The sequence below is a fragment of the Burkholderia sp. AU4i genome, from assembly GCF_000466765.1.
GTDB classification, from domain to species: Bacteria; Pseudomonadota; Gammaproteobacteria; order Burkholderiales; family Burkholderiaceae; genus Burkholderia; species Burkholderia cepacia.
Window position 1 is genome coordinate 31,775 of the sequence record NZ_ASSI01000158.1, and the last position, 21,804, is coordinate 53,578.

Genomic DNA, 21,804 nt, shown 5'->3' on the forward strand with positions numbered 1-21,804 from the left:
TGCGGCAGCTCGGAGGAGACGATCTTGAAACGAAAAACCCTTGCCCTTTCCATCGCGGCGGCCGGCCTGTGCGCCGGTACGCACGCGCAAGCGCAGTCGAGCGTGCAGCTCTACGGCCTGATGGACCTGAGCTTTCCGACCTACCGGACCCACGCCGACGCGAACGGCAATCACGTGATCGGGATGGGCAACGAAGGCGAGCCGTGGTTCAGCGGCAGCCGCTGGGGCCTGCGCGGCGCAGAAGATATCGGCGGCGGCACGAAGATCATCTTCCGCCTTGAAAGCGAATTCGTGGTCGCGAACGGCCAGATGGAAGACGAAGGCCAGATCTTCGACCGCGACGCGTGGGTCGGCGTCGAGGACGAGCGCTTCGGCAAGCTGACGGCCGGCTTCCAGAACACGATCGCGCGTGACGCATCGGCGATCTACGGCGACGCGTACGGTTCCGCGAAGCTGTCGACCGAGGAAGGCGGCTGGACCAACTCGAACAACTTCAAGCAGATGATCTTCTACGCGGCCGGCCCGACCGGCACGCGCTACAACAACGGCATCGCGTGGAAGAAGCTGTTCAGCAACGGCATCTTCGCGAGCGCCGGCTACCAGTTCAGCAACTCGACGTCGTTCGCGACCGGCTCCGCCTACCAGGCCGCGCTCGGCTACAACGGCGGGCCGTTCAACGTGTCGGGCTTCTACAACCACGTGAACCACAACGGCTTCCGGAACCAGACGTTCTCGGTCGGCGGCAACTACACGTTCGACATCGTGCGCCTGAATGCCGGCTACTTCCGCTACAACGGCGACCAGGGCCCGCTCGGCCAGCGTCACGACGATTCGTGGACGGTGTCGATGAAGATCGCGCCGAAGGGCGCGCTCGACTACGAGCTCGGCTACCAGCAGATGCGCATCAAGAACGCCGCGAACAACTCCGACGGCTTCACGCCGAACGCGAACCTCGGCGCGTTCAGCCTGACCAACGGCGTCGCCAACGGCTTCAAGGAGACGATCTACGGGTCGGTGTTCTATCACCTGAGCAAGCGCACCGAGGTGTACCTCGCCGGCGACTACATGAAGCTGCACGGAGGCTACACGGCTGCGTCGACGTTCGGCGCGAAGAACCAGCTCGAACTGACGTCGGGCATCCGCACGCGTTTCTGACCTGCGGGCCGGCCATCCGGGCGGGGCTGCGGTACCCCGCCTTTCCCTGCCTCCAGGATTTCTCCATGCGGGCACGGCGGCGCTTTGCGCCGACCGTGCCCTTTTTTTCGTCCTTTCCGCGGCGCTCCGGGGTGCCCGGACAACGGCCGCCGGCCGCCCGTGCGACAACCGGCCCGAAGCCGCTTGCGGCCCGTGGGGCGGGCGATCGCGGCCGATGCGCGCACGCTCGGCCCACATCGGCGCTTGACCTCGGCCGGTCGACTCGATAGCGTTTCGGGTTTGCCCGGGTGGCCATTGCCGCCGGTGCCGTGAGCGCGCCCGACGTCCTGGCGCGCGCGGCCGGGCTCCGATGGAAAAGACGATGCAGAAACTCGATGCGGCCAGCCCGCAGGCGATGTCGACCGATTTCACCGCCGACAACGTCGCGCGCCTGAAGGCGCTGTTCCCCGAACTCGTGACCGAAGGCCCCGGCGGCGCGTCGGTCGACATCGACGTGCTGAAGGCGCTGGTCGGCGATTGCACGGTCGGCGACGCCGAAGAACGCTACGGCTTCCACTGGCATGGCAAGCGCAGCGCGCGCCAGGCCGCGCTCACGCCGTCGACCGGCACGCTGCGGCCCTGCCCCGACGACAGCGTCGCGTGGGACGATACGCGCCATCTCGTGATCGAGGGCGACAACCTCGACGTGATGAAGCTCCTGCACAAGAGTTACGCGGGCAAGGTGAAGCTCGTCTACATCGATCCGCCGTACAACACCGGCAGCGATTTCGTCTATCCGGACGACTTCAGCGACAGCATCCGCCACTACCTGGCGATGACCGGGCAGACCCAGGGCGGCGTGAAGCGCAGCACCAACACCGAGGCGAACGGCCGGTTCCACACCGACTGGCTGAACATGATGTATCCGCGCCTGAAGCTCGCGCACGCGCTGCTGTCCGACGAAGGGCTGATCGCCGTGCACATCGACGAGCACGAAGTGCACGCGCTGGTGCTGATGCTGCGTGAGATCTTCGGCGAGGAGAACGAGCTCGGCGTCGCCGTGTGGGACAAGCGCAACCCGAAGGGCGACGCACGCGGCGTCGCGTACCAGCACGAATCGCTGGTGCTGTTCGCGCGCAACGCCGAGACGCTGCTCGAACGGGCGCCGCTCAAGCGCCCGAAACGCAATGCGCAGCGCATGCTCGATGCCGCGCACGACGCCGTGTACCGCAGCGGCAACGCGAAGGACGCGCAGAAGGCGTACCGCGCGTGGATGAAGGCGCAGACCAACCTGTCCGGCGGCGAGGCGATGTACGACCGGCTGTCGGCCGACGGGCGCGTGTACCGTCTCGTGTCGATGGCCTGGCCGAACAAGAAGAAGGCGCCGGAAGAGTATTTCACGCCGCTGATCCACCCGGTCACCGGCAAGCCGTGCGCGATGCCGGCGCGCGGCTGGCGCAACCCGCCCGCGACGATGCAGGCGCTGATCGAGCGCGGCCAGATCGAGTTCGGCGCGGATGAAACCACGCAGCCGCAGCGGATCTACTACCTCGACGAGAACATGTACGAGAACGTGCCGTCGGTGCTGCCGTTCGCCGGCTCCGACGACGCGCTGCTGAAGACGCTCGGCATCCCGTTCGACCTGCCGAAGCCGGTCGATTTCGCGGCGGCCGTGATTGGCTGGTGCACGCGCGGCGACGACATCGTGCTCGACTGCTTCGCGGGCTCCGGCTCGACCGGCCACGCGGTGATGCAGGTGAACGCGACCGACGGCGGCGCGCGCCGCTACGTGCTCGTGCAGCTGCCCGAGGCGCTCGACCGCCGCGACAAGACGCAGCTGGCGGCCGCCGATTTCTGCGCGAAGCTGAAAAAGCCGCTGACGCTCGCCGAAATCACCAAGGAACGCCTGCGCCGCGCCGCGCAGCAGGTCGCGCGCGATTACCCGGAAAGCTATGGCGACCTCGGTTTCCGCGTGTACCGGCTCGACACGACCAACGTGATCGAGTGGGACCCGCGCCGCGACGATTTCGACCATGCGCTGTTCGCATCCGTCGAGCACGTGAAGACCGGCCGCACGGAAGACGACCTGCTCGCCGAGCTGACGCTGAAGCTCGGCCTCGACCTCTGCACGCCGGTCGAGCATCACCAGGTGGCCGGCAAGACCGTGCACCTGATCGGCCGCGCGATCGTCGCGTGCTTCGATGCGCGCATCTCGCGCGACGACGCGGGCCCGCTCGCCGACGGCATCGTCGACCTGCTCGATGCGACCGGCACGACGCACGACGTCACGTGCCTGTTCCGCGACAGCGGTTTCGTCGACGACGTCGCGAAGCTCAATCTCGCCGCGCTGCTCGAACAGCACGGCGTGAAGCGCGTGCGGAGCCTGTGATGCGGCTGCATTTCGAAGCGGATCTCGACTACCAGCGCGAGGCGATCGACGCCGTCTGCGACCTGTTTCGCGGCCAGGAATCGTATCGCGGCGACTTCAGCGTGCTCGCGAACGCCGCGCCCGGCACGACGGCGGCCGCGCAAGGCTCGCTCGGCTTCGCGGTGTCGGAACAGGGCGTCGGCAACCGGCTGTCGCTGACCGACGACGCGCTCGCGCGCAATCTCGCCGACGTGCAGCTGCGCGGCGGGCTGCCGCCGTCCGGCCTGCCCGGCTCGCGCGACTTCACCGTCGAGATGGAGACCGGCACCGGCAAGACCTACGTGTACCTGCGCACGATCTTCGAGCTGAACCGTCGTTACGGCTTCACGAAGTTCGTGATCGTCGTGCCGTCGATCGCGATCAAGGAAGGCGTGCACAAGACGCTTTCCATCACCGAGGATCACTTCCGCGCGCTGTACGCGGGCGTGCCGTACGACTACTTCCTGTACGACTCCGCGAAGCTCGGCCAGGTGCGTCACTTCGCGGCGAGCGCGGCGATCCAGATCATGGTGATGACGGTCGCCGCGATCAACAAGAAGGAAATCAACAACCTCTACAAGGACAGCGAGAAGACCGGCGGCGAGAAGCCGATCGACCTGATCCGCGCGACGCGGCCGATCGTGATCGTCGACGAGCCGCAAAGCGTCGACGGCGGCCTCGAGGGGCGCGGGCGCGAAGCGCTCGCCGCGATGGCGCCGCTCTGCACGCTGCGCTATTCGGCCACGCACGTCGACCGCCATCACATGGTGTACCGGCTCGACGCGGTCGACGCGTACGAGCGCAAGCTCGTGAAGCAGATCGAGATCGCGTCGGCGATCGTCGAGGACGCGCACAACAAGCCGTACGTGCGGCTCGTCGGCGTGTCGAACCGGCGCGGCGCGATCAGCGCGCGTGTCGAGCTCGACGTCGCGACGGCGGCCGGCGTGAAGCGCCAGATCGTGACGGCCACCGACGGCGACGATCTCGAACGCCTGACCAAGCGTGCGCTGTACGCGGGGCTGCGGATCGGCGAGGTCCATGCGGTGAAGGGCGCCGAATACGTCGAGCTGCGCCATCCGGAAGGCGAGGCGTTCCTGTCGCTCGGCGAGGCGTTCGGCGACATCGACACGCTCGCCGTGCAGCGCGAGATGATCCGCCGCACGATCCGCGAGCATCTCGACAAGGAACTGCGCCTTGCGGAGCGCGGCGTGAAGGTGCTGTCGCTGTTCTTCGTCGATTCGGTCGAGCGTTATCGCCGCTACGACGAGAACGGCATGCCCGTGAAGGGCGATTACGCGCTGATCTTCGAAGAGGAATATGCGCGTGCGGCGCGCGTGCCGGCCTACCGTGCGCTGTTCGACGGCGTCGACGTGGCGCTCGAAGTCGGGCGCGCGCACAACGGCTACTTCTCGATCGACCGCAAGGGCGGCTGGACCGATACGAGCGAAAGCAGCGCGGCGGCGCGCGAGAACGCCGAACGCGCGTACGGCCTGATCATGCGCGAGAAGGAAGCGCTGCTGTCGTTCGACACGCCGCTGAAGTTCATCTTCTCGCACTCGGCGCTCAAGGAAGGCTGGGACAACCCGAACGTGTTCCAGATCTGCACGCTGCGCGACATCCAGACCGAGCGCGAGCGCCGCCAGACGCTCGGCCGCGGGTTGCGCCTCGCCGTCGACCAGGACGGCGAACGCGTGCGCGACCCGGGCGTGAACACGCTCACCGTGATCGCGACCGAGCGCTACGAGTCGTTCGCGGAGAACCTGCAGAAGGAAATCGAGGCCGATACGGGCATCCGTTTCGGGATCGTCGAGGAACACCAGTTCGCGGCGCTGCCCGTACAGGAAGGCGACGCGCCCGCGCATGCGCTCGGCATCGAGCTGTCGCGCGTGCTGTGGAATCATCTGCACGAGCAGGGTTACGTCGATGCGCAGGGCAAGGTGCTCGACCGGCTGAAGGATGCGCTGCGCCAGAGCGCGCTGGTGCTGCCCGAGGCGTTCGAGATGCTGCGCGCGCCGATCGTCGCGACGCTGCGCAAGCTGTCGGGCCGTTTTGCCGTACGCAACGCGGACGAGCGCCGTGCAATCGCGCTGCGGCGCGATGCGTCGGGCAAGGCCGTCGTGTTCGGCGAGGATTTCCGCGCGTTGTGGGACCGCATCCGCCATCGCACCGTGTACCGCGTCGAGTTCGACAACGCGAAGCTCGTGCGCGACTGCGCGGCCGCGCTGCACGACGCGCCGGACATCGCGCGCGCACGGCTGCAGTGGCGCAAGGCCGAGATCGATATCGGCAAGGCCGGCATCGAGGCGATCGAGGTGGGCGGCGCCGGCACGGTGCTGCTCGACGAAGGCGAGCTGCCGCTGCCCGACCTGCTCACCGAGCTGCAGGACCGCACGCAGCTCACGCGCCGTTCGCTTGCGACGATCCTGGCCGACAGCGGCCGGCTCGACGATTTTCGCGTGAATCCGCAGCAGTTCATCGCGGTCGCGGCCGATGCGATCAACCGCTGCAAGCGGCTCGCGCTCGTCGCGGGCATCGCGTATCGCAAGCTCGGCGAGCGCCATGTGCATGCGCTCGAATCGTTCGAAAGCGAGGCGCTGACGGGTTACCTGCGCAACCTGCGGCCCGACGCGCGGAAGTCGATCCACGAAGCGGTCGTGTGCGAGACGGACGCGGAGCGCGCGTTCGCCGATGCGCTCGAGGCGCACGACGGCGTGAAGCTGTACGCGAAGCTGCCCGCGTGGTTCCGCGTGCAGACACCGCTCGGCAGCTATCACCCCGACTGGGCCGTGCTCGCGGAGCAGGACGGCGGCGAGCGGCTGTACTTCGTCGTCGATACGCCGAATACCGACGGCCATGTGCCGAGCGAGCACGAGCGTGCGAAGCTCGCGTGCGGCGAAGCGCATTTCCGTGCACTGGTGGACGGCGACGGCGCGGCGCGCTTCGTGCGCGTCAGGCAGGCCGATGCGTTGTTCGAACCTGCGGTGCCGCTGGCAGGCGCCGGGCGGTGATACGAAGGGCGGCGATGAGCCGCCCTTTTTTCTGCGTTGGTGAGCGTGCCGGACACGCTCGCGGCGCCTTCTTCATGCGCCGGTTTCTCTTCCGTCATCCGCGTGAAGGCGATCCCTATTCCTGCATGAGTACGACGCGGTTACGGCTGGTTGCAAATCGGGTCGGCACGACGTTTCCGCGCGACGGCGGCAATGCGTTGCCTCGATGAAAAAAGGGCGCCGAAGCGCCCTTCTCCCGCATGCGTGCGCCGCGCTTACAGCGTGCGGCCGAATGCGTTGTGATGCGAACGATGCGTGGACGTCGACGCATGCGTGGTATGGCCATGCGCATGCCCGTGCGTGTGACCATGACCCGGCTGCACGCCGGCGCGATCGGCGATCGTATCCGAGCGGTCGGCCGCGCGCGACAGGCCCTTGTCGCGGTCCCCCGCGTGCATGCCGTTCGAGTTGCTCAGCGCCTGGCCGCTCATGTGGCCGCCGGACATGCCGCCCGCGTTGCCGCCCGAGCCGCCTGCGCCATGACCGCCACCGTTGCCACCGCCATTGCCGCCGGCCGCCGCGTACGCGGACACCGAGCCGAGCGCGAGCAGCGCGGCCGTCAATACGGACAGATATCGTTGCTGTTTCATCTTGTGCTCCCTGGAGCGCGTTCGTGTGACTGCATTCTATGAACGCACAAAATTCGCGCCACGCGACGTTGTAAATGATCGTAACGATGCGCGCGGCGCGCATTCGTCGGATCGATCCGGGTGTTGCATGAACGGGGAGCGAAGCAGGCGGCGGCGGCGCGTTGGCGCCGCCCCGGTGATGAAGTGCTTACTGCGCCGGCTGCATGCCCTGCGCGGCGGCCTTGTGTTGAGCGGCCTGCTCCTGCGCCTGCTTCTTCGCCATGTGGTGGCCGACGATACAGCCACCGACCGCACCGACAACCGCGTGGTGCCCCGCATAGTGGCCGGCGACCCCGCCGACCACCGCACCCTTCATGCAGCCCGCCGCGTGCGCGCTGCCGATCGTTGCGAGCGCGACGACAGCGGCGGCGGCGCACAGCCTGATGTGACGAATGGGCATCATGTTGTCACTCTCCTCTCGTGGTGATCAGCCGGGCCGCTTAGTCCCAGCGGCCGCCGCGCCAGCCGCCGCGGTCGCGCCACTCGTGCTCGCGCCACTCACGGCGGCGCCACTCGTGTTCGCGCCATTCGCGTTGACGCCAGCCATCGCCACGCCAGCCGTCATCGCGGTAGCCGACCGGCGCGTACATGACGGGCGGCGGCGGCGCGACGTAGACCGGTGCGGGCGCCGCGTAGACGCCCGGCACGCCGATGCCGACCGACAGGTCGACGTGGGCCGACGCGACGCCCGAAGCTGCCAGCGCCGCTACACCGAGAACTGCACCGAGAATAAGTTTCTTGCTCATCTCGCGACTCCCTGCACGTGTCGTGCGTCATGTGAATACGGTTCGGAGTCTAGGCACCGGACACAGACACAGGTGAAACGGGTATGCGAGACCGGTAACGGACGTTTACGGATGCCCGCAAAGCCTTGCGGGGCAAGGGAGAGGCCGTGCTCGAAACGCCGTTGCGGCGATGCATCGGGCCGGTAAAAAGGGCGTTTCGGCACGAAACCGGGCGATTCGATCGCGCTCGCCGGCGTGCGCGGGAAGCGAACCGCCCGCGCGGCGCGAGCGGTTCGCAACAGCGGGCGTTACGCGCGGATATCGTCGACGCTGCGCAGCCAGTGCACGCTGAACAGGTTGTCCGCGTCGGTCCACACGGTATCGGGCTCGAATCCCGCGCGGCGCGCGATCGCATGGAAGCCGTCGATCGTGAACTTGTGCGAGTTCTCCGTGTGGATGCGCTCGCCGGCTTCGAAGCGGAACGCGTGGCCGCGCACGTGCACCGTCTGCGCGACATCGCTGACGAGATGCATCTCGATGCGCTGCCGCTCGCTGTCGTAGAACGCGCAATGCGAGAACGCGTCGACGTCGAAATCCGCGCCGAGCTCCGCGTTCGCGCGCACCAGCAGGTTCAGGTTGAACCGCGCGGTCACGCCCTGCGCATCGTTGTACGCGTCGTGCAGCGTGCGCGCGTCCTTCACGAGGTCGGCACCGACCAGCAGGCCGCCGCCGCGCAGCAGCCGCGCGGCATCGCGCAGGAATGCGTCGGCCTCTTCCCGCGAGAAATTGCCGATCGTCGAGCCGGGAAAGAAACCGATGCGCCGCGCCGGTGTCGCGGTCAGCGCGGCCAGTTGCTCGGCCTTCGTGTAGTCGGCCGCGAGCGGCGCGACGTCGAGCCACGGATAGGCCGAACGCAGTCGCGCGGCCGCGCCGTGCAGGTAGTCCGCCGAGATGTCCACCGGCACGTAGCGCGCCGGCGCGTTCGCATAGTTGCCCGCGAACGCGTCGAGCAGCACGCGGATCTTCTCGAGCGAGCCGGCGCCGAATTCGACGAGTTCCGCATGCGGGCCGACGCGCCGCACGATCTCGGCCGCGCGATCGCGCAGGATGCCGAGCTCGGTGCGGGTCGGGTAATACTCGGGCAGTTCGCAGATGCGATCGAACAGCGCGGAGCCGGCCGCATCGTAGAAGTATTTCGGCGGAATGCTGCGCGGCGTGCGCGACAGTCCGTCGATCAGGTCGCGCTCGAACGCGCTCGGCCGCGAATCGCGGGCGGGTTGCTGGCCACCGCTCGTGGCCGTCTGGTCAGACGTCTCGCGCAAGTCGCACTCCCGTGAATTGCCAGCGTGCCGCCGGCGGAAAGAAATTGCGGTACGTCGGCCGTTCGTGCCCCGGCGGCGTCGCGATGCTGCTGCCGCGCAGGACCTGCTGGCCGACCATGAACTTGCCGTTGTATTCGGCCGCGACACCCGCGAGCGGCCGAAAGCCCGGGTACGGCTCGTACGACGAGCGCGTCCATTGCCACACGTGCCCGAGCATCTGCCGGATGCCTTCGGAGGGGAACGCGGCTTCCCATTCGAATTCGGTCGGCAGGCGGGCGCCGGCCCATTCCGCGTACGCGGCCGCTTCGTAGAAGCTCACGTGGCACACCGGTGCGTCGGGCGCGAGCGGTTCGACGCCGTGCAGGCCGAACGTGCGACGTACGCGCGTGGCGGCCGCATCGTCGTCGTCGGGCATCCAGTACGCGGGCCCTTGCCACCCTTCCCGCTGCACCGTGGCCCAGCCGTCGGACAGCCAGAACTCGGGGCGTGTGTAGCCGCCGTCTGCGACGAACGCCGCATATTCCGCATTCGTCACGAGACGGTTCGCGATCTCGTACGGCCGCACGAGCGCCGTGTGGCGCGGCCGTTCGTTGTCGAACGAGAACGCATCGCCGTCGTGGCCGATCTCGACGAGCCCGCCCGGCTGGTGAAGCCAGTGCAGCGCGCCCGCATCGCCCGCGGCCATCGCATCGCCGTCCATCCCGTTGCGCGGCCGGAACGCCGGCTTCAGCGGGTTGCACGAGAACGCGTGCAGCATGTCGGTCACGATCAATTCCTGGTGCTGCTGCTCGTGATGCAGGCCGAGCACGACCTCGGGCGCGATTGCGTCGAGCAGCGCCGCATCGGCGCCGGCCAGCGCGCGCAGCATCGCGTCGTCGACGTATTGCCGGTACGCATGCACCTCGTCGAGCGACGGGCGCGTGAGCAGCCCGCGCTGCGGCCGCGGATGGCGCGGGCCGAGCGCTTCGTAATAGGAATTGAAGAGGAACTGGAATGCGTCGTCGAACGGCGCGTAGCCGGGCACGCGGCGCATCAGCACGACGGTTTCGAAGAACCAGGTCGTATGCGCGAGATGCCATTTCGTCGGACTCGCGTCGGGCATCGACTGCACGGCCTGGTCTTCGGCGGACAACGTCGCGGTCAACGCGACGCTATGGGTGCGCACGTCCTGGTAACGGCGCTGAAGCTGTGATGCAAGGAGGCTCATCGGTTTACCGTCCACGTCGCGATTCGCTGCGTTGCGTTGCCGGAAAAGGGAAAGCCTTGCGCGTGATGCGCGCGGCTGACGTGCGACCTGCTGCTGCGTCGACGGGCAGCCGGCGCGCGCGCCGGGCCGCGAATACGGCGTCACTTCATCTGCCCGTGCAGAACAGTATGGTCCAGAAATGTGAATGCTGCGAATCGGGATGCCGGTGAAACGCGAACGAAAGAGAAATGAAAGTGTCGGCTGCGCGCGTGTCGCACGCGTGACACGCCGGGCAGGCCTGCCGGTTCGGGCGTGAACGCCGTGCACGACGCGCTGGGCCGCGCAGGCGGGCTGCTGACACCCCATGACATCCGCGCGGCGATCGTGAGTGCATGCCCCGAGATGCCCGGATTTGTCTGACGAACGTGTGCGTGCGCCGCGACCGGCACGGCGATGAACCGCCCCGCCCTTCGTCCGGGTCCGCGGCCAAACGCGCTTCGAAAAAATTTTCAGCCGATGTCACACACGCGGGGGGCTCGCTCGTCATGTCACCGGAACCCACACGAAAGGAGAAGGACCATGACTGCGAAACTCAATCCGTTTGCCGCCGCACCTGCACTGATGAAGAACTGGATGACCGTGTCGGTCGCCGCTGCCGGGAGCCTCGAGCCGACGCTGATCGAGCTCGTCAAGATCCGCGCATCGCAGATCAACGCGTGCGCGAACTGCATTAACATGCACACGGCCGAGGCCCGCGAGCAAGGCGAGACCGAGCAGCGCATCTATCTGCTCGCCGCGTGGCGCGAAGCGCCCTGCTACACCGACCGCGAACGCGCGGCCCTCGGCTGGACCGATGCGCTCACGCGGCTGTCGGAGGGCCACGCCGCACACGAGGCAGCCTACGCGGCGCTGAACGACCACTTCAGCCAGGAGGAACAGGTGAAGCTCACGCTGATGATCAACGTGATCAACGGCTGGAACCGGCTCGCCGTCGGCTTCGGGCTGTGGATCGACCCGGCCGACGCGAAGGCCGCCGCCGCGAAGATGGTGGCCTGATGCCGCCTCTCGACCCGGCCAGGGGCAGCGCCGAAGCACGGGCCGACGCGGCGGCGAGCTTCGACCCGCTGCGTCGCACGCTGATCCGCGTCGCGTACCGGATGCTCGGTTCCGTCGCGGATGCCGAGGACATGGTGCAGGACGCGTTCATCCGCTGGATGGACGTCGACCGTACCGAGGTGCGCGTGCCCGAGGCGTTCCTGCGCCGCATGGTGATGCGCATGTGCCTCGACCAGCTGAAGTCCGCGCGGCACCAGCGCGAGACCTATATCGGCCCGTGGCTGCCCGAGCCGGTCGTCGAGGAAGACGAACAGGAAGACGTCACGCTGCCGCTGCTGCTCGCGCTCGAACGGCTCTCGCCGCTCGAACGCGCGGCGTTCCTGCTGCACGACGTGTTCGGCCTCGAGTTCGACGAAGTGGCCGCGACGATCCAGCGCGACCCGGCCGCGTGCCGGCAGCTCGCCGCACGGGCGCGTACGCATGTGCGCGAGGCGCGGCCGCGCTTTCATGTCGAGAAACAGCGCGGGATCGAATTGGCGGAAGCGTTTTTTGCCGCGTCACGCAGCGGCGACATGCGCACGCTCGGCGCGATGCTCGCCGAGGACGTGAGCCTGCATTCGGACGGCGGCGGCAAGCGCTCGGCGGCGGGCAAGCCGGTGTTCGGCTTCGAGCGCGTGATGAAGGTGCACGAGTATCTGGCCGAGCTGTTTGCGACACATGCATCGAAGCTCGTGCGTGCCGGGTTCATCAACGGGCTGCCGGGTTTCGTCACGCTGGAATCCGATGGCGAGCTGCAGACCACGGCGCTTGAGATCGAGGACGGCAAGATCGTCGCGATCTATGTCGTGCGCAATCCTGACAAGTTGAAGCATCTGCACTGAGGGTGGCGGAGTCGCGCGTCGGGTGCCGTGGACATCCACGGCCGCGATGCGCGCTGTTCACCGTCCTGCCGCCCTGCTTTACCGGCCGCCGGTTCGTGCTCGTACTCGTGCAATCAATACGTGCCGACCACGAGGTTGCGGATCACGATCATCAGGAAGCCGAGCAACGGCGTCGCGATCGCGAAACCGGTCGCCGCGAGCCAGTTCGTGCCGCCCTGCGCTTCCAGCAACGCGAGAAACGATTCGCGCGACGTCGCGTTCGGGCGCAGCTTGTCGATCCGGCGCTCGACGTGCGCCTTGTAGAGGCCGTTCCCGTACCAGCCGAGCGACACCGCGATCCCGATCGTGACCGGGTCGAGCGTGCTCGATTCGAAGTATGTCGGGAAGAACAGCAGCTCGACCAGCGTGATCGCGAGCGACGCGCCAAGGACGGCCGCCGCCTGCCAGTACATGCATCGATACGCCATCCAGACCGGGCCCAGGAAACAGGCTGCCCAGTTCCACGACTGCCGGTTCTTGCGCGACGCGGCGATCGTCCATTTCCGCTCGAACCAGGCAGCCTTCTTGCCGACGTAAGCGGCGATTTCGTCGTTGCTCGCGGACGATGCGGCGGTCGTGACGTCGGACATGGTCGGGTGCTCTCAGTCGCGCGGGTCGCGCGTTGTTGTTTTGATGTGGTCGGATGCGGTGAAAGTCGAACGGCGCAGCCGCTTCGGTCGCACACGATTCTACCTGCCGTGCAGCGCAGGTCGCAGCGTCACGGGCCAGGATGTCGGTGGAGATGCGATGCCGTGGATCGCGCGACGCATCAGGGCGACATGCGTCGTTTCGCGTTGTTTCGGCCGGAAAAAGAAAAACGCCACGCGAGGTTGCCGCGTGGCGTTTGTATGTTTGGCGAGCCGCGTTGCCTGTAGGCAATTTGCGCTGCCGGACCCCTTCATTTTGTTCGTTGGTAGGCTCGATTGGATTCGAACCAACGACCCCCACCATGTCAAGGTGGTGCTCTAACCAACTGAGCTACGAGCCTAAGAAGCCGCGAATTATAGAGAGGGTTTTTGAGGAGCACAAGCCCTTTCGTGAAAATTTTTTGAATCGGCGCGTGCGGGGGCAAACGATCGATGGTGCATGGCGATGCCGGGCACGTCGCCCTCACCGCTTCGCATCACAGCAAAACGCGTCGATGCGCGGTGATGTTATCCACATTGCCCTCTGGATAACCGTCCGGCAAGCCTCTGGATTCACAGTGGAACGATTGAGGATATGTCGGCGAGTCTGTGAATCGGCGAAAAGTTGTTCTGTGCTGCGCGGAGCTGTTCACGTGCGACACCCATGGTTATGCATCCGGCTTCGTGCTGAAAATTCAGTGCGTTACGGAGGTTATCCACTGTGAGGCACAGCGCTTGTTAACTATCACTACGTATATATACGAACCCTGTTAACACCTTTGGATAAGCACAGTCCGTCGACTGTGATCCGCCCGGGATATGCACTGCGTGCGGCGAACAGAAGAACGAATCGGGAAGCTGTGAAGTGCGTGGGTGATGTGCGGACCCTTATGTCTGTAGAATCGCCGGCATCCAGGATGCAAAGGCCCGTCGAACAGGCTCACGACACATGACCGATTCTTCGTTGCCCAGGCTCGACACGCTCGATATCGACACAGTCGTGCATCGAATGCAGCAACATCCGGGCGACATCGTGTTCGAGCAACGCGTGTCGATCCCGGAAGCCGATGTCCTGTGCTGCCGCTACAAAGGTGAGCGATTCAACGTGAAGTTCGATCTCGGCTACGGGGTATTTGTCGATCGCGTCGGAAAGCTGTCTCGCCAAGACATCGAAGACATCATCAGATGGCTCGTAATGGTGTGAACCGGATGACGAGAGGCACAGGCACATGATTGATTCCTTGACTGCGCTGCAGCGCTGGTACGAATCGCGTTGCGATGGCGTCTGGGAACACGCGCACGGCATCGAGGTCGTCACGCTGGACAATCCGGGATGGAAGGTGAAGCTCGACGGCGCGACGTCTGGCAAGGTGATCGATCTGTCGATCGAGCGCAACGAGTCGGACTGGATATCCGTGCGTGCGACCAGCGCTGAATTCACCGGCTACGGCGGCCCGGGCAATTTGCAGGAGCTCCTCTTGCTCGCGGTCGAGTGGATTGACTGGCGCGCGACGAACGACGAAGGACAAAGCGATCGATGAAGGCACCTGTCGACGAAATGCTGGTGACGGAGATTGCCGGCCGTGTTGCGGTTGTCGTGACCGAGGTGGTCGCCGTCGCCGATGGGCTGGCACGGTTGGGCTTGGCTCGGCAATCCGGTCGCGGGGAATGCGCGATCGCTCGATGTCTTCCACGGCGCGACGAAACCGAAGAAAGAACAGGGCGACGCAAGCGGCGCTCGCAACTGGAGTGAGGAATGGGACCGATCGTTTGCCATCGACACGGACGCGCTTCCACGGCGACAACATCGAAGGGTGTGGACGCACGCATCAGGCTGCGCGGGCAGTGTATGCCCGGTGAACTCGTGAAGGTCTCGCTCGACCGGCCGAGATACAGCTGGGAGATGTGGGTGTTGCGCGCCGAGCTTGACGAGCACGAGGTCGATGCGATCTTCGTCGATCGGGTCGCGCACGTGAAGGCATTTCCGAAGATCGCGGCATTGGAGCGCTTGCGCGCGTATGTCTGTCTGGCGTGTCTGGACGAACTGCTCGTGCGCTCCGGCGAAGCGCCTCATCAACCGACGACGAAAGAGCAGGCGTTCGATACGTCCGTCGTCGCGGCGAATGCAAAGTGGCCGAGCGGTTTCGCGCGATGCGAACTTCACGGGCTGATCTGGCCGACGCGGTCGTCGCCGGATATCGAAACGGCGATTCTCACGATCGATGTGATCCGTGATTGTCACGTCGTGCGGGTGATCGATGCCCGTGTGAAGCACGAGCCCAAGTATTGGTTCGACGAAGCGTTTTTGCGCAAGGTGCTCGGGCCGGATATCGACATCGTCGATTCGACGTTCCGGATCGACGATCCGGCCATGTTCGTGCGGCTGCAGGACGCCGGTGAGTATGTGTGTCCGGTGTGCCTGCGGGAGGTGTTGAAACGCAGCGGCCTGGGCGATGACGCTGCGCCGGCGTGAACGCAAAGGAGAGGGCATGACGGGCAGGCAACCGGCGCCGTTTGCGATCGAGCAGGACGACATGACGGACGACGCTACCCGGCGCAAGATTTTCTGGCTGCTGCAACGCCTGACGAGCCTGTCGCTCTGGACGCGCAAGCGCGAGGCATTCGAGCGCTTCGCGAACGCGTACGAGCATGCAGTGAACACGTGGCCCGATGGTGATCCGGAGGCCATCCAGCGCACCCACTTTCCGATCATCGCCGACATTCTCGCGGCTTACGATCGAGGGCTGACCGAGCTGGCCCGAGGGAACCGGATTGGCTGGCGGAGCGGTGGGCCGTTCAAGCACGTGTACCGGCAATACCACCTTCTGGACGCGTATTTCTACCCGAATCCCGATTACTGGGATCGCGGTGGGCAGGTTGCCCCGTACCCGCCGAAGATCGACGCGCTGGCCCGGCTGCTGCACGCATCGGAATACCAGATGGAGTCTGCGCCGTTCGATTCGGACGATCGATTCGGCAACCTCGCACGTCTGCGCTCGGCGAGACAGCTGTTGTCCCCGAATGCCTATGAGCGCAACTTCCACACGGTTTCCTACCCGGTGTTTCCGGAGGAGCTGCCTGCGGTTCCAGAAGCGGTTGGCCCGATCATCTGGACCGGCCGGAAAGTGCCTTGCGACGGCATCTGGGAGCCTGTCGTCGTCAAGTGGTCGAGGCGGCCGGGCCTCGTGCCGATCGTCATGCCCGGCTTGCGTAACGGAGGTTGCTTCAATTATTTCGTTCGGGGCACGCGTGCGCCGAACATCACGGACGATTTCCCGGGATTGTTCATCCCGACGTGTTGGCGATTGCTGTGGGAAGACCGGCGTTACGTGAACGGCGTCATTCCCGACGAATCGCAATATTTCCTCGAGCCACGGCAAGCGCCGCAGACGAACCCGAACCCGTGATATCCGGAGAACGCCATGAGCAAGCTGAATTTCGGCGAAGTCGATCGATGTTCCGTCCGGCTCAATACCGCGACGCTGCTCGGTCTGAAAGCCGCCTATGACGACTTCGCGAAGACCGGGCAGGATTTGCACAACTTCGAGATCTGGATCACGGACGAAAGTGCCGCGACGGTCGATCCGAAACCGGACGACCACGTCATCGGCGTGACGTTTCTGGCGAAGATGCCTCCCGGCGCGCGCGGGCTCGGCAATGCAAGCCCGCTCGGGACGTCGATGAAATACGTCATCTCCCCGGAAACAGGCGAGATTCTCAAGGTTTATCTGACCAAGTGACCTGGGCGGCGGTGAAGGTGGTCAGCCTTCGTATGTGGGTAACTGCGGCGCAAACGACGTGAAACGCTGTGCGAGCAACAGGTGAGCATGCGCTCGGATCGCAAGCGGGGGGCGGATCCCGACGAATTCTGACCGTGACGAGCCGATCCGGATACGTGAGCCCGCGACTGAGCGCAGAAATGCCGGCTCCACGATGCGAGCGCGGGGGAAAGTGCATCACGTTCGTGCGCTTGCCGACGTGCCGCATGTGGACAACCTGCACGCCCAGCCAGTCGAATCGCTGTGCCTCGGACAGGTGAGCGCCATGCACTCGACCATGTGAAACAGCCCGAATGCCTTGCTGGACAGGGATTTTCCGGAATGGAGCAGGTGATGGGGAGAATGTTCGCGCGATCCGCCGTGACTGAGTGCCGTGTGGATATCGAGCAGCCAGGACACTCGAAATCCTGTGCATTCAGCGGGTGAGGGTACGCGAATGTGGTGAGGATGTTTGCGTCACCTCGCGGGTTGTGGATATCACGCTTCCACGCAACTCGAAACACTGTGCAGACCCAAGGTGAGCGAACCGAACGATATCAGCATGTAGCGTCACCACGATCAAGCTGACCGGCCTCCACGATTCCCGGTGCGGTTCGGACACCGACTCGACTGGCGTCGCGAGAGAAGGCGGCATATACCAGGACAAAGTCGCACGGCGAGGACGATCGTTCGCTATGCTGCCGGTGACAACGCACCTATCCATCGGATACACATGAGCGCAACTGCAACTGCACGGATCATTCTCAAAGCCATGCTGAGCATTCCCATTGCCTTTGGGCTCGCCTATCCCCTTGTCCATCCTTCAGAAGACGGTGGCATTCTCGGCGAAATGGAGAGGCTTGGGACAATCGGCGGCATCGTCGTCATCACGGTTTTCCTGGCTCTGGTCTATGCGTACGCGAGCGACCTGAGGACTACCCTGAAATCGGTCAACCAAGGATCGCGCGCGGCCGAACCCAACAGCGTCTGGCTCATGTTCCTCTTGCCGTACAACTTCATCGAGGACTTCTTCATTATTTCCAACGTTGCGAAGTCCCTGGAAGCGGAGTCTCGTATCAATCCGGCGCTGTCGGGTCTGCGCTCGTTCGGCCGGATCAGTGGCATCGGGTGGTGTCTTGCGCAGGTTGTTTCGTTGATACCCGATACCCTTGGCTCCATCGCCGGTGGCGTTGCAGTTTTCCTCTGGGTTTGGCACTGGGTGTTCGTGCGTCGAGCGAACAAGATGCTTGCCGGCAGCCAGGTCTCGGTGGCGACTCTACCTGGACGGACAGGATCGTAGCCATCCTTGGAAGCCGGATCGCTTACCCGTGATCGATGTGGACATCCTGTTCCGCAGCGACTCGAAACCCTGTGATTCCAAAGGTGAGGGCACCGGAGCGGCTTCGATGTGCATAACAGCCAGGGAAAGTCAGTCGAAACACTGTGCAAGCGAGCGGTGAGCGTGCGCCCGTTCAAGCCCGCCGGGCCGCGCCACAAAAGGCGCTGGCGGCCACCCCCGACCGCCGACCGGGCGCGCATCGCACCACTCAAGTCTGCTGATCGAGCGCCTGCGCGACCGCTTTCTCCGCGAGACTCCCGGCCGGCCCGACCACCGCATAGTTGAGCCCGTTCACCGACCCGTACCGCGCGAGCAACGCGCCATCCACACGTTGCCCGGCCGGCAGCAGACGATGTTTCGATTCCGCCGGCCGGAGATAGAAGCTGAGCGTCCGCCCGGCCTCGTCTTCATAGAGCACCATCGCAGCCGTGGCCCCGCTATCCGTCGTGAACAACCGCCCTCCGACCGGCCTGAACCCCGCCGCGCTCAGATCCGGCAGCCTTGCCGATGCCCCCACTCGCCGGGTGAGCCACCCCTGCAAATCGCCCGCACCGGTCGGCCGGTAATCCACCTTGGCCGTCTGATCGACCACCATCATCCGGTAAGCCTCGACTGCATCGCTCATCGGTGCAATGGGCGGCGCCGCGTTCCATCCACGCGCCTGCCATCCGCCGAATGTCCCCAGCCCGACGCAGAACACGAACGAAGCCGCGATCGCGAACCGCATCCGCGTGCGCTCCGCCTGCCTGCCGCGAATGGCGGCAGGATCCAGCGCAAGGTTATCCGCCGGCATCCGCACGCTTTCCAGCGCGGCCCGCAACCGCTGCGCATCCTGCTGCCATTGCTTCACCTGTTCCGCGCGCTCCGGATGCAGCGCGAGATAACGCTCGACCGCGGCGCGCGCATCGCCGTCGAGCTGGCCGTCGACGTAGGCCTGGAGGTCGTGTTCGTTCGGAGGAATGTTCATTTCTTCATCAACCGGAGAGAAGGAGCTGGAAGCTCGCCGTCGCTGAGCTGGCGCAGCGCCTGGCGCGCGCGGGAGAGCCGCGACATCACGGTGCCGATCGGCACCTCGAGCAGGTCGGCGACTTCCTGATAGGTGAAGCCCTCGACCGCGACGAGCAGCAGCAGGCTGCGCTGCTCGTCGGAGAGCCGGCCGAATGCTTCGAGCGTCGCGCGCGCCGCGAATTCGCGTTCAGCGGACGGCCAGTGCGCTTCGTCGTCGTCGCGGATGCGCCCGAGCAGCCACGCGTAGCGCTTCGCGCTGCGTTTGCCGTCGAGAAACTGCCGGTACAGGATCGTGAAGAGCCAGCTGCGCAGCGACGCGTCGTCGCGGCGGCTCGTCCAGCGCGACAGTGCGCGCTCGAGCGTCGACTGGACGAGATCGTCGGCCGCGTGGACGTCACGCGCGAGCCAGAGCGCGAAGCGTCGCAGCCTGGGGATGAGTTCGCGCAATGCGTCGTCGTCGAGGGCGGTGGAGGGCATGGCCGGGCCGGTTGCCGAATGGGTAGAGATGCCGCGTAAGACGCCGGTGGGCGCCGCTTATTCCACCAGCATAGGAAAAAAATTTTCGTGGAATAAAGCGGCGCGGGTGGCGTCCTACGCGGGTTCGACAATGACCTGATGGTCGGGAGCACATTCATGGAGCGATCTTCTTCCTCTTCTTCGCCGCAGCGCGAGCCTGGGCGCGGGTGGTGGCGCTGGGCCGCGATCGGCGGCGCGGTGGCCGGCGTGGCCGTGGCGTTCGGCTACGCGGGCGGCTGGCTTGCGCCGGCGCGTCTGACCCCGCACCGGATCGTCGATGCGTTGCAGACGGCCGGCGGCGGCATTCACCCGGGCTTCCGGCGCAATCACGCGAAGGGCGTGTGCGTGACCGGTTACTTCGAAGGCAACGGCGCCGCGAGCGCGTATTCGGTCGCGCCGTTCTTCAAGGCGGTGCGCACGCCGGTGGTCGGGCGCTTCGCGTTGCCGGGCGGGAACCCGTACGCGCCCGACAGCAGCGTGCCGATCCGCAGCCTCGCGCTGAAGCTCACCGCGCCCGATGGCGAGCAATGGCGAACGGGGATGAACGCGATGCCCGTGTTTCCGGTGGCGACGCCGCAGGCGTTCTACGCGCAATTGCTGGCGACCCGGCCCGATCCGAAGACGGGCAAGCCCGACCCGGCGAAGGTAAAGGCGTTTTTCGGCGCGCACCCGGAGGCGGGCGCGTTCCTGCAATGGGTGAAGGGTGCGAAGCCGAGCGCGAGCTACGTCACCGAAAGCTATTACGGATTGAACGCGTTCTACTTCGTCGACGCGGCCGGCAAGCGCCAGGCGGTGCGGTGGCGCGTCGTGCCGGAGCAGACGGCCGGCGCCGGCGACGTCGCGACGGCGGCGGACCCGAACGTGTTGCAGCAGGACGTGACGCAACGTATTGCGGCGGGTGCGCAGAAGTGGAAGCTGCTGGTCACGTTGGCGGAGCCCGGCGATCCGGTGGACGACGCCACGAAGGTCTGGCCCGCGCAGCGCACGACGATCGACGCGGGCACGCTCGTGCTCGACCGCGTGGAGGCGCAGGACAGCGGGCCGTGCCGGGATGTGAATTACGACCCGACGGTGCTGCCGCAGGGGATTCAGGTGTCGGGGGATCCGTTGCTGGCGGCGCGCTCGGCTGCCTATGCGGATTCGTATCTGCGCAGGACGAGTGAAGAGGCCGGCGTGGCGGGCGTGGCCAGGTTGAGTTCGGAGGGACGGTGATGAAGACTTCTGCGACGTTTGGTTTGCCCGCGAGGGTGCTGCACTGGGTGATGGCCGCGATGATTCTCGCGATGCTGTTCATCGGGGTGGGGATGGTGGCGTCCGTTTCCGGGCGGCACGAGGTTCTGGTGGCGATTCACAAGCCGCTGGGTGTGGCCGTGCTGGTGCTGGTGTGCGTGCGGATCGTGGTGCGGGTGTTGTCGAAGCCGCCGGCGTTACCCGAGGATCTGCCGTGGTGGCAGAAGGCGGCCGCGCACGGATCGCATCTCGTGCTGTATGCGCTGATGGTCGCGATGCCGCTGATCGGGTGGGCGATGCTGTCGGCGGGCGGGTATCCGGTGACGTTGGGCGGCGGTGTGCAGCTGCCGGCGCTGGTGTCGGCTGATCCGGTGACGTTCGCCTGGCTGAGGGTCGCGCATCGTGTGCTGGCGTATCTGTTCTTCTTGACGTTCCTCGCGCACTTTGCGGCGGCGCTGTATCACGGACTGATCCGGCGGGACGGCGTGGTGAGGGCGATGGTCGGGCGGTAACCGACGGGAAGGTCGAGTTCGCGGCGGCGGGGCTGTATACGGGCGACCGGGGCAGCTCTTGCCGTGCCGCTTATATATGGCCACTCGGGTAGGCTCGGCTGCTCCCGGCATAGCATGTCAAAAATATTTCACGAAAGGGGTTGCGGAGACGGGGGCAGGTGCTTAGAATCACGCCTCTTTCGCGCTAACGGAAACGCAGCGCGGAGGAAGAAGGGAAGCGGTGCTGTTGAAGTTGGTTTTAGCAACTCCAGTACATACGAAATTAAACCGCAGTCGTCGCAACGAAGTAGTTAAAAAAGTTGTTGACGAGTTTTAAAAAACGGTTAATAATCTCGCTTCTCTGCTGCTGAAAACGCAGCACTGCTGAGAAACACGAAGTTCCTCGCAGA

General features: G+C 65.6%; 22 protein-coding genes and 1 tRNA gene. 14 read left to right on the forward strand and 9 right to left on the reverse strand.

What is annotated here, in order from left to right:
* Positions 1–24 precede the first annotated feature (24 nt).
* The 3 genes from L810_RS31375 to L810_RS31385 all read left to right on the forward strand — a co-directional run bounded on the left by L810_RS31375 (position 25) and on the right by L810_RS31385 (position 6,549).
* Positions 25–1,155, forward strand: a complete 1,131-nt coding sequence (locus L810_RS31375) for a porin (RefSeq protein ID WP_042976882.1) — start codon at positions 25–27, stop codon at positions 1,153–1,155.
* Between the two features lie 349 nt (positions 1,156–1,504).
* The gene (locus L810_RS31380; protein ID WP_042976884.1) at positions 1,505–3,523 is read left to right on the forward strand and encodes a site-specific DNA-methyltransferase; all 2,019 of its coding nucleotides are present in this window, start codon (positions 1,505–1,507) and stop codon (positions 3,521–3,523) included.
* Positions 3,523–6,549 carry a type III restriction-modification system endonuclease gene (locus L810_RS31385; RefSeq protein WP_021162259.1) on the forward strand — a complete coding sequence of 1,009 codons (3,027 nt, stop codon included), beginning with the start codon at positions 3,523–3,525 and terminating at the stop codon, positions 6,547–6,549. Before L810_RS31380 ends, L810_RS31385 begins: the two co-directional genes overlap by 1 nt.
* Before the next feature lie 254 nt (positions 6,550–6,803).
* Here L810_RS31385 and L810_RS31390 read toward each other — a convergent pair whose 3' ends face one another.
* The 5 genes from L810_RS31390 to egtB all read right to left on the reverse strand — a co-directional run bounded on the left by L810_RS31390 (position 6,804) and on the right by egtB (position 10,471).
* The gene (locus L810_RS31390; RefSeq protein ID WP_021162261.1) at positions 6,804–7,178 is read right to left on the reverse strand and encodes a hypothetical protein; all 375 of its coding nucleotides are present in this window, start codon (positions 7,176–7,178) and stop codon (positions 6,804–6,806) included.
* A gap of 187 nt (positions 7,179–7,365) precedes the next feature.
* Positions 7,366–7,620 (reverse strand): hypothetical protein, encoded by a 255-nt coding sequence (locus L810_RS31395; protein WP_021162262.1) that lies wholly within the window; start codon positions 7,618–7,620, stop codon positions 7,366–7,368.
* A 37-nt stretch (positions 7,621–7,657) separates the two neighbouring features.
* The gene (locus L810_RS31400; protein WP_021162263.1) at positions 7,658–7,963 is read right to left on the reverse strand and encodes a hypothetical protein; all 306 of its coding nucleotides are present in this window, start codon (positions 7,961–7,963) and stop codon (positions 7,658–7,660) included.
* A 287-nt stretch (positions 7,964–8,250) separates the two neighbouring features.
* Entirely contained in the window at positions 8,251–9,264 is a 1,014-nt protein-coding gene (egtD, locus tag L810_RS31405; protein WP_021162264.1) for an L-histidine N(alpha)-methyltransferase, read from the reverse strand.
* On the reverse strand, positions 9,248–10,471 hold the full coding sequence (egtB, locus tag L810_RS31410) for an ergothioneine biosynthesis protein EgtB (protein ID WP_042976886.1): 1,224 nt from the start codon (positions 10,469–10,471) through the stop codon (positions 9,248–9,250). Before egtB ends, egtD begins: the two co-directional genes overlap by 17 nt.
* Positions 10,472–11,029: 558 nt before the next feature.
* Here egtB and L810_RS31415 point away from each other — a divergent pair.
* Both L810_RS31415 and L810_RS31420 read left to right on the forward strand, forming a co-directional pair.
* The gene (locus L810_RS31415; RefSeq protein ID WP_021162266.1) at positions 11,030–11,506 is read left to right on the forward strand and encodes a carboxymuconolactone decarboxylase family protein; all 477 of its coding nucleotides are present in this window, start codon (positions 11,030–11,032) and stop codon (positions 11,504–11,506) included.
* Positions 11,506–12,387: a sigma-70 family RNA polymerase sigma factor gene (locus L810_RS31420; protein WP_021162267.1), complete on the forward strand. Its 882-nt coding sequence runs from the start codon at positions 11,506–11,508 to the stop codon at positions 12,385–12,387. The genes L810_RS31415 and L810_RS31420 overlap by 1 nt, the downstream gene beginning before the upstream one ends.
* A 113-nt stretch (positions 12,388–12,500) precedes the next feature.
* On the opposite strand, the gene L810_RS31425 is transcribed toward L810_RS31420, so the two are convergent.
* Together L810_RS31425 and L810_RS31430 are read right to left on the reverse strand one after the other, a co-directional pair.
* The gene (locus tag L810_RS31425) at positions 12,501–13,016 is read right to left on the reverse strand and encodes a DUF2628 domain-containing protein (RefSeq protein WP_021162268.1); all 516 of its coding nucleotides are present in this window, start codon (positions 13,014–13,016) and stop codon (positions 12,501–12,503) included.
* A 321-nt stretch (positions 13,017–13,337) separates the two neighbouring features.
* Positions 13,338–13,414: transfer RNA gene (locus L810_RS31430), tRNA-Val, on the reverse strand.
* Between the two features lie 587 nt (positions 13,415–14,001).
* Between L810_RS31430 and L810_RS31435 the strand changes: the two genes are divergently transcribed.
* From L810_RS31435 to L810_RS31460, 7 genes are all read left to right on the forward strand, one after another.
* Positions 14,002–14,256, forward strand: a complete 255-nt coding sequence (locus tag L810_RS31435; protein WP_042976888.1) for a hypothetical protein — start codon at positions 14,002–14,004, stop codon at positions 14,254–14,256.
* A 25-nt stretch (positions 14,257–14,281) separates the two neighbouring features.
* Positions 14,282–14,593, forward strand: coding sequence for an Imm53 family immunity protein (locus L810_RS31440; RefSeq protein WP_021162270.1), 312 nt, complete (start codon positions 14,282–14,284; stop codon positions 14,591–14,593).
* On the forward strand, positions 14,590–14,805 hold the full coding sequence (locus tag L810_RS45980) for a hypothetical protein (RefSeq protein WP_081076152.1): 216 nt from the start codon (positions 14,590–14,592) through the stop codon (positions 14,803–14,805). The genes L810_RS31440 and L810_RS45980 overlap by 4 nt, the downstream gene beginning before the upstream one ends.
* Positions 14,806–14,901: 96 nt before the next feature.
* Positions 14,902–15,525: a hypothetical protein gene (locus tag L810_RS31445; protein WP_021162271.1), complete on the forward strand. Its 624-nt coding sequence runs from the start codon at positions 14,902–14,904 to the stop codon at positions 15,523–15,525.
* A gap of 16 nt (positions 15,526–15,541) precedes the next feature.
* Positions 15,542–16,459, forward strand: a complete 918-nt coding sequence (locus L810_RS31450) for an Imm72 family immunity protein (RefSeq protein ID WP_021162272.1) — start codon at positions 15,542–15,544, stop codon at positions 16,457–16,459.
* 15 nt (positions 16,460–16,474) lie between these two features.
* A complete protein-coding gene (locus L810_RS31455; protein WP_021162273.1) occupies positions 16,475–16,792 on the forward strand; it encodes a hypothetical protein in 318 nt (105 codons plus the stop codon).
* Between the two features lie 751 nt (positions 16,793–17,543).
* Positions 17,544–18,110: a hypothetical protein gene (locus L810_RS31460; RefSeq protein WP_042976889.1), complete on the forward strand. Its 567-nt coding sequence runs from the start codon at positions 17,544–17,546 to the stop codon at positions 18,108–18,110.
* A 247-nt stretch (positions 18,111–18,357) separates the two neighbouring features.
* Here L810_RS31460 and L810_RS31465 read toward each other — a convergent pair whose 3' ends face one another.
* Both L810_RS31465 and L810_RS31470 read right to left on the reverse strand, forming a co-directional pair.
* Complete coding sequence (locus L810_RS31465) at positions 18,358–19,116, reverse strand: anti-sigma factor family protein (RefSeq protein WP_021162274.1); 759 nt, start codon at positions 19,114–19,116, stop codon at positions 18,358–18,360.
* Entirely contained in the window at positions 19,113–19,634 is a 522-nt protein-coding gene (locus L810_RS31470) for a sigma-70 family RNA polymerase sigma factor (protein ID WP_021162275.1), read from the reverse strand. The genes L810_RS31465 and L810_RS31470 overlap by 4 nt, the downstream gene beginning before the upstream one ends.
* A 156-nt stretch (positions 19,635–19,790) precedes the next feature.
* Between L810_RS31470 and L810_RS31475 the strand changes: the two genes are divergently transcribed.
* Both L810_RS31475 and L810_RS31480 read left to right on the forward strand, forming a co-directional pair.
* A complete protein-coding gene (locus tag L810_RS31475) occupies positions 19,791–20,885 on the forward strand; it encodes a catalase family peroxidase (protein WP_021162276.1) in 1,095 nt (364 codons plus the stop codon).
* Positions 20,885–21,415 carry a cytochrome b gene (locus L810_RS31480; RefSeq protein ID WP_021162277.1) on the forward strand — a complete coding sequence of 177 codons (531 nt, stop codon included), beginning with the start codon at positions 20,885–20,887 and terminating at the stop codon, positions 21,413–21,415. Before L810_RS31475 ends, L810_RS31480 begins: the two co-directional genes overlap by 1 nt.
* Positions 21,416–21,804: the final 389 nt, after the last annotated feature.

Excerpts from the sequence above, each read along its gene's own strand:
- L810_RS31450 (WP_021162272.1), top strand. The coding sequence starts at position 15,542 with ATGACGGGCAGGCAACCGGCGCCGTTTGCGATCGAGCAGGACGACATG.
- L810_RS31395 (WP_021162262.1), bottom strand. The coding sequence starts at position 7,620 with ATGATGCCCATTCGTCACATCAGGCTGTGCGCCGCCGCCGCTGTCGTC.
- L810_RS31440 (WP_021162270.1), top strand. The coding sequence starts at position 14,282 with ATGATTGATTCCTTGACTGCGCTGCAGCGCTGGTACGAATCGCGTTGC.
- L810_RS31390 (WP_021162261.1), bottom strand. The coding sequence starts at position 7,178 with ATGAAACAGCAACGATATCTGTCCGTATTGACGGCCGCGCTGCTCGCG.
- L810_RS31425 (WP_021162268.1), bottom strand. The coding sequence starts at position 13,016 with ATGTCCGACGTCACGACCGCCGCATCGTCCGCGAGCAACGACGAAATC.
- L810_RS31415 (WP_021162266.1), top strand. The coding sequence starts at position 11,030 with ATGACTGCGAAACTCAATCCGTTTGCCGCCGCACCTGCACTGATGAAG.
- L810_RS31480 (WP_021162277.1), top strand. The coding sequence starts at position 20,885 with ATGAAGACTTCTGCGACGTTTGGTTTGCCCGCGAGGGTGCTGCACTGG.
- L810_RS31445 (WP_021162271.1), top strand. The coding sequence starts at position 14,902 with ATGCCCGGTGAACTCGTGAAGGTCTCGCTCGACCGGCCGAGATACAGC.
- L810_RS31455 (WP_021162273.1), top strand. The coding sequence starts at position 16,475 with ATGAGCAAGCTGAATTTCGGCGAAGTCGATCGATGTTCCGTCCGGCTC.
- L810_RS31435 (WP_042976888.1), top strand. The coding sequence starts at position 14,002 with ATGACCGATTCTTCGTTGCCCAGGCTCGACACGCTCGATATCGACACA.
- L810_RS31400 (WP_021162263.1), bottom strand. The coding sequence starts at position 7,963 with ATGAGCAAGAAACTTATTCTCGGTGCAGTTCTCGGTGTAGCGGCGCTG.
- egtB (WP_042976886.1), bottom strand. The coding sequence starts at position 10,471 with ATGAGCCTCCTTGCATCACAGCTTCAGCGCCGTTACCAGGACGTGCGC.
- L810_RS31385 (WP_021162259.1), top strand. The coding sequence starts at position 3,523 with ATGCGGCTGCATTTCGAAGCGGATCTCGACTACCAGCGCGAGGCGATC.
- L810_RS31465 (WP_021162274.1), bottom strand. The coding sequence starts at position 19,116 with ATGAACATTCCTCCGAACGAACACGACCTCCAGGCCTACGTCGACGGC.
- L810_RS45980 (WP_081076152.1), top strand. The coding sequence starts at position 14,590 with ATGAAGGCACCTGTCGACGAAATGCTGGTGACGGAGATTGCCGGCCGT.
- L810_RS31460 (WP_042976889.1), top strand. The coding sequence starts at position 17,544 with ATGAGCGCAACTGCAACTGCACGGATCATTCTCAAAGCCATGCTGAGC.
- L810_RS31380 (WP_042976884.1), top strand. The coding sequence starts at position 1,505 with ATGGAAAAGACGATGCAGAAACTCGATGCGGCCAGCCCGCAGGCGATG.
- L810_RS31420 (WP_021162267.1), top strand. The coding sequence starts at position 11,506 with ATGCCGCCTCTCGACCCGGCCAGGGGCAGCGCCGAAGCACGGGCCGAC.
- L810_RS31470 (WP_021162275.1), bottom strand. The coding sequence starts at position 19,634 with ATGCCCTCCACCGCCCTCGACGACGACGCATTGCGCGAACTCATCCCC.
- L810_RS31475 (WP_021162276.1), top strand. The coding sequence starts at position 19,791 with ATGGAGCGATCTTCTTCCTCTTCTTCGCCGCAGCGCGAGCCTGGGCGC.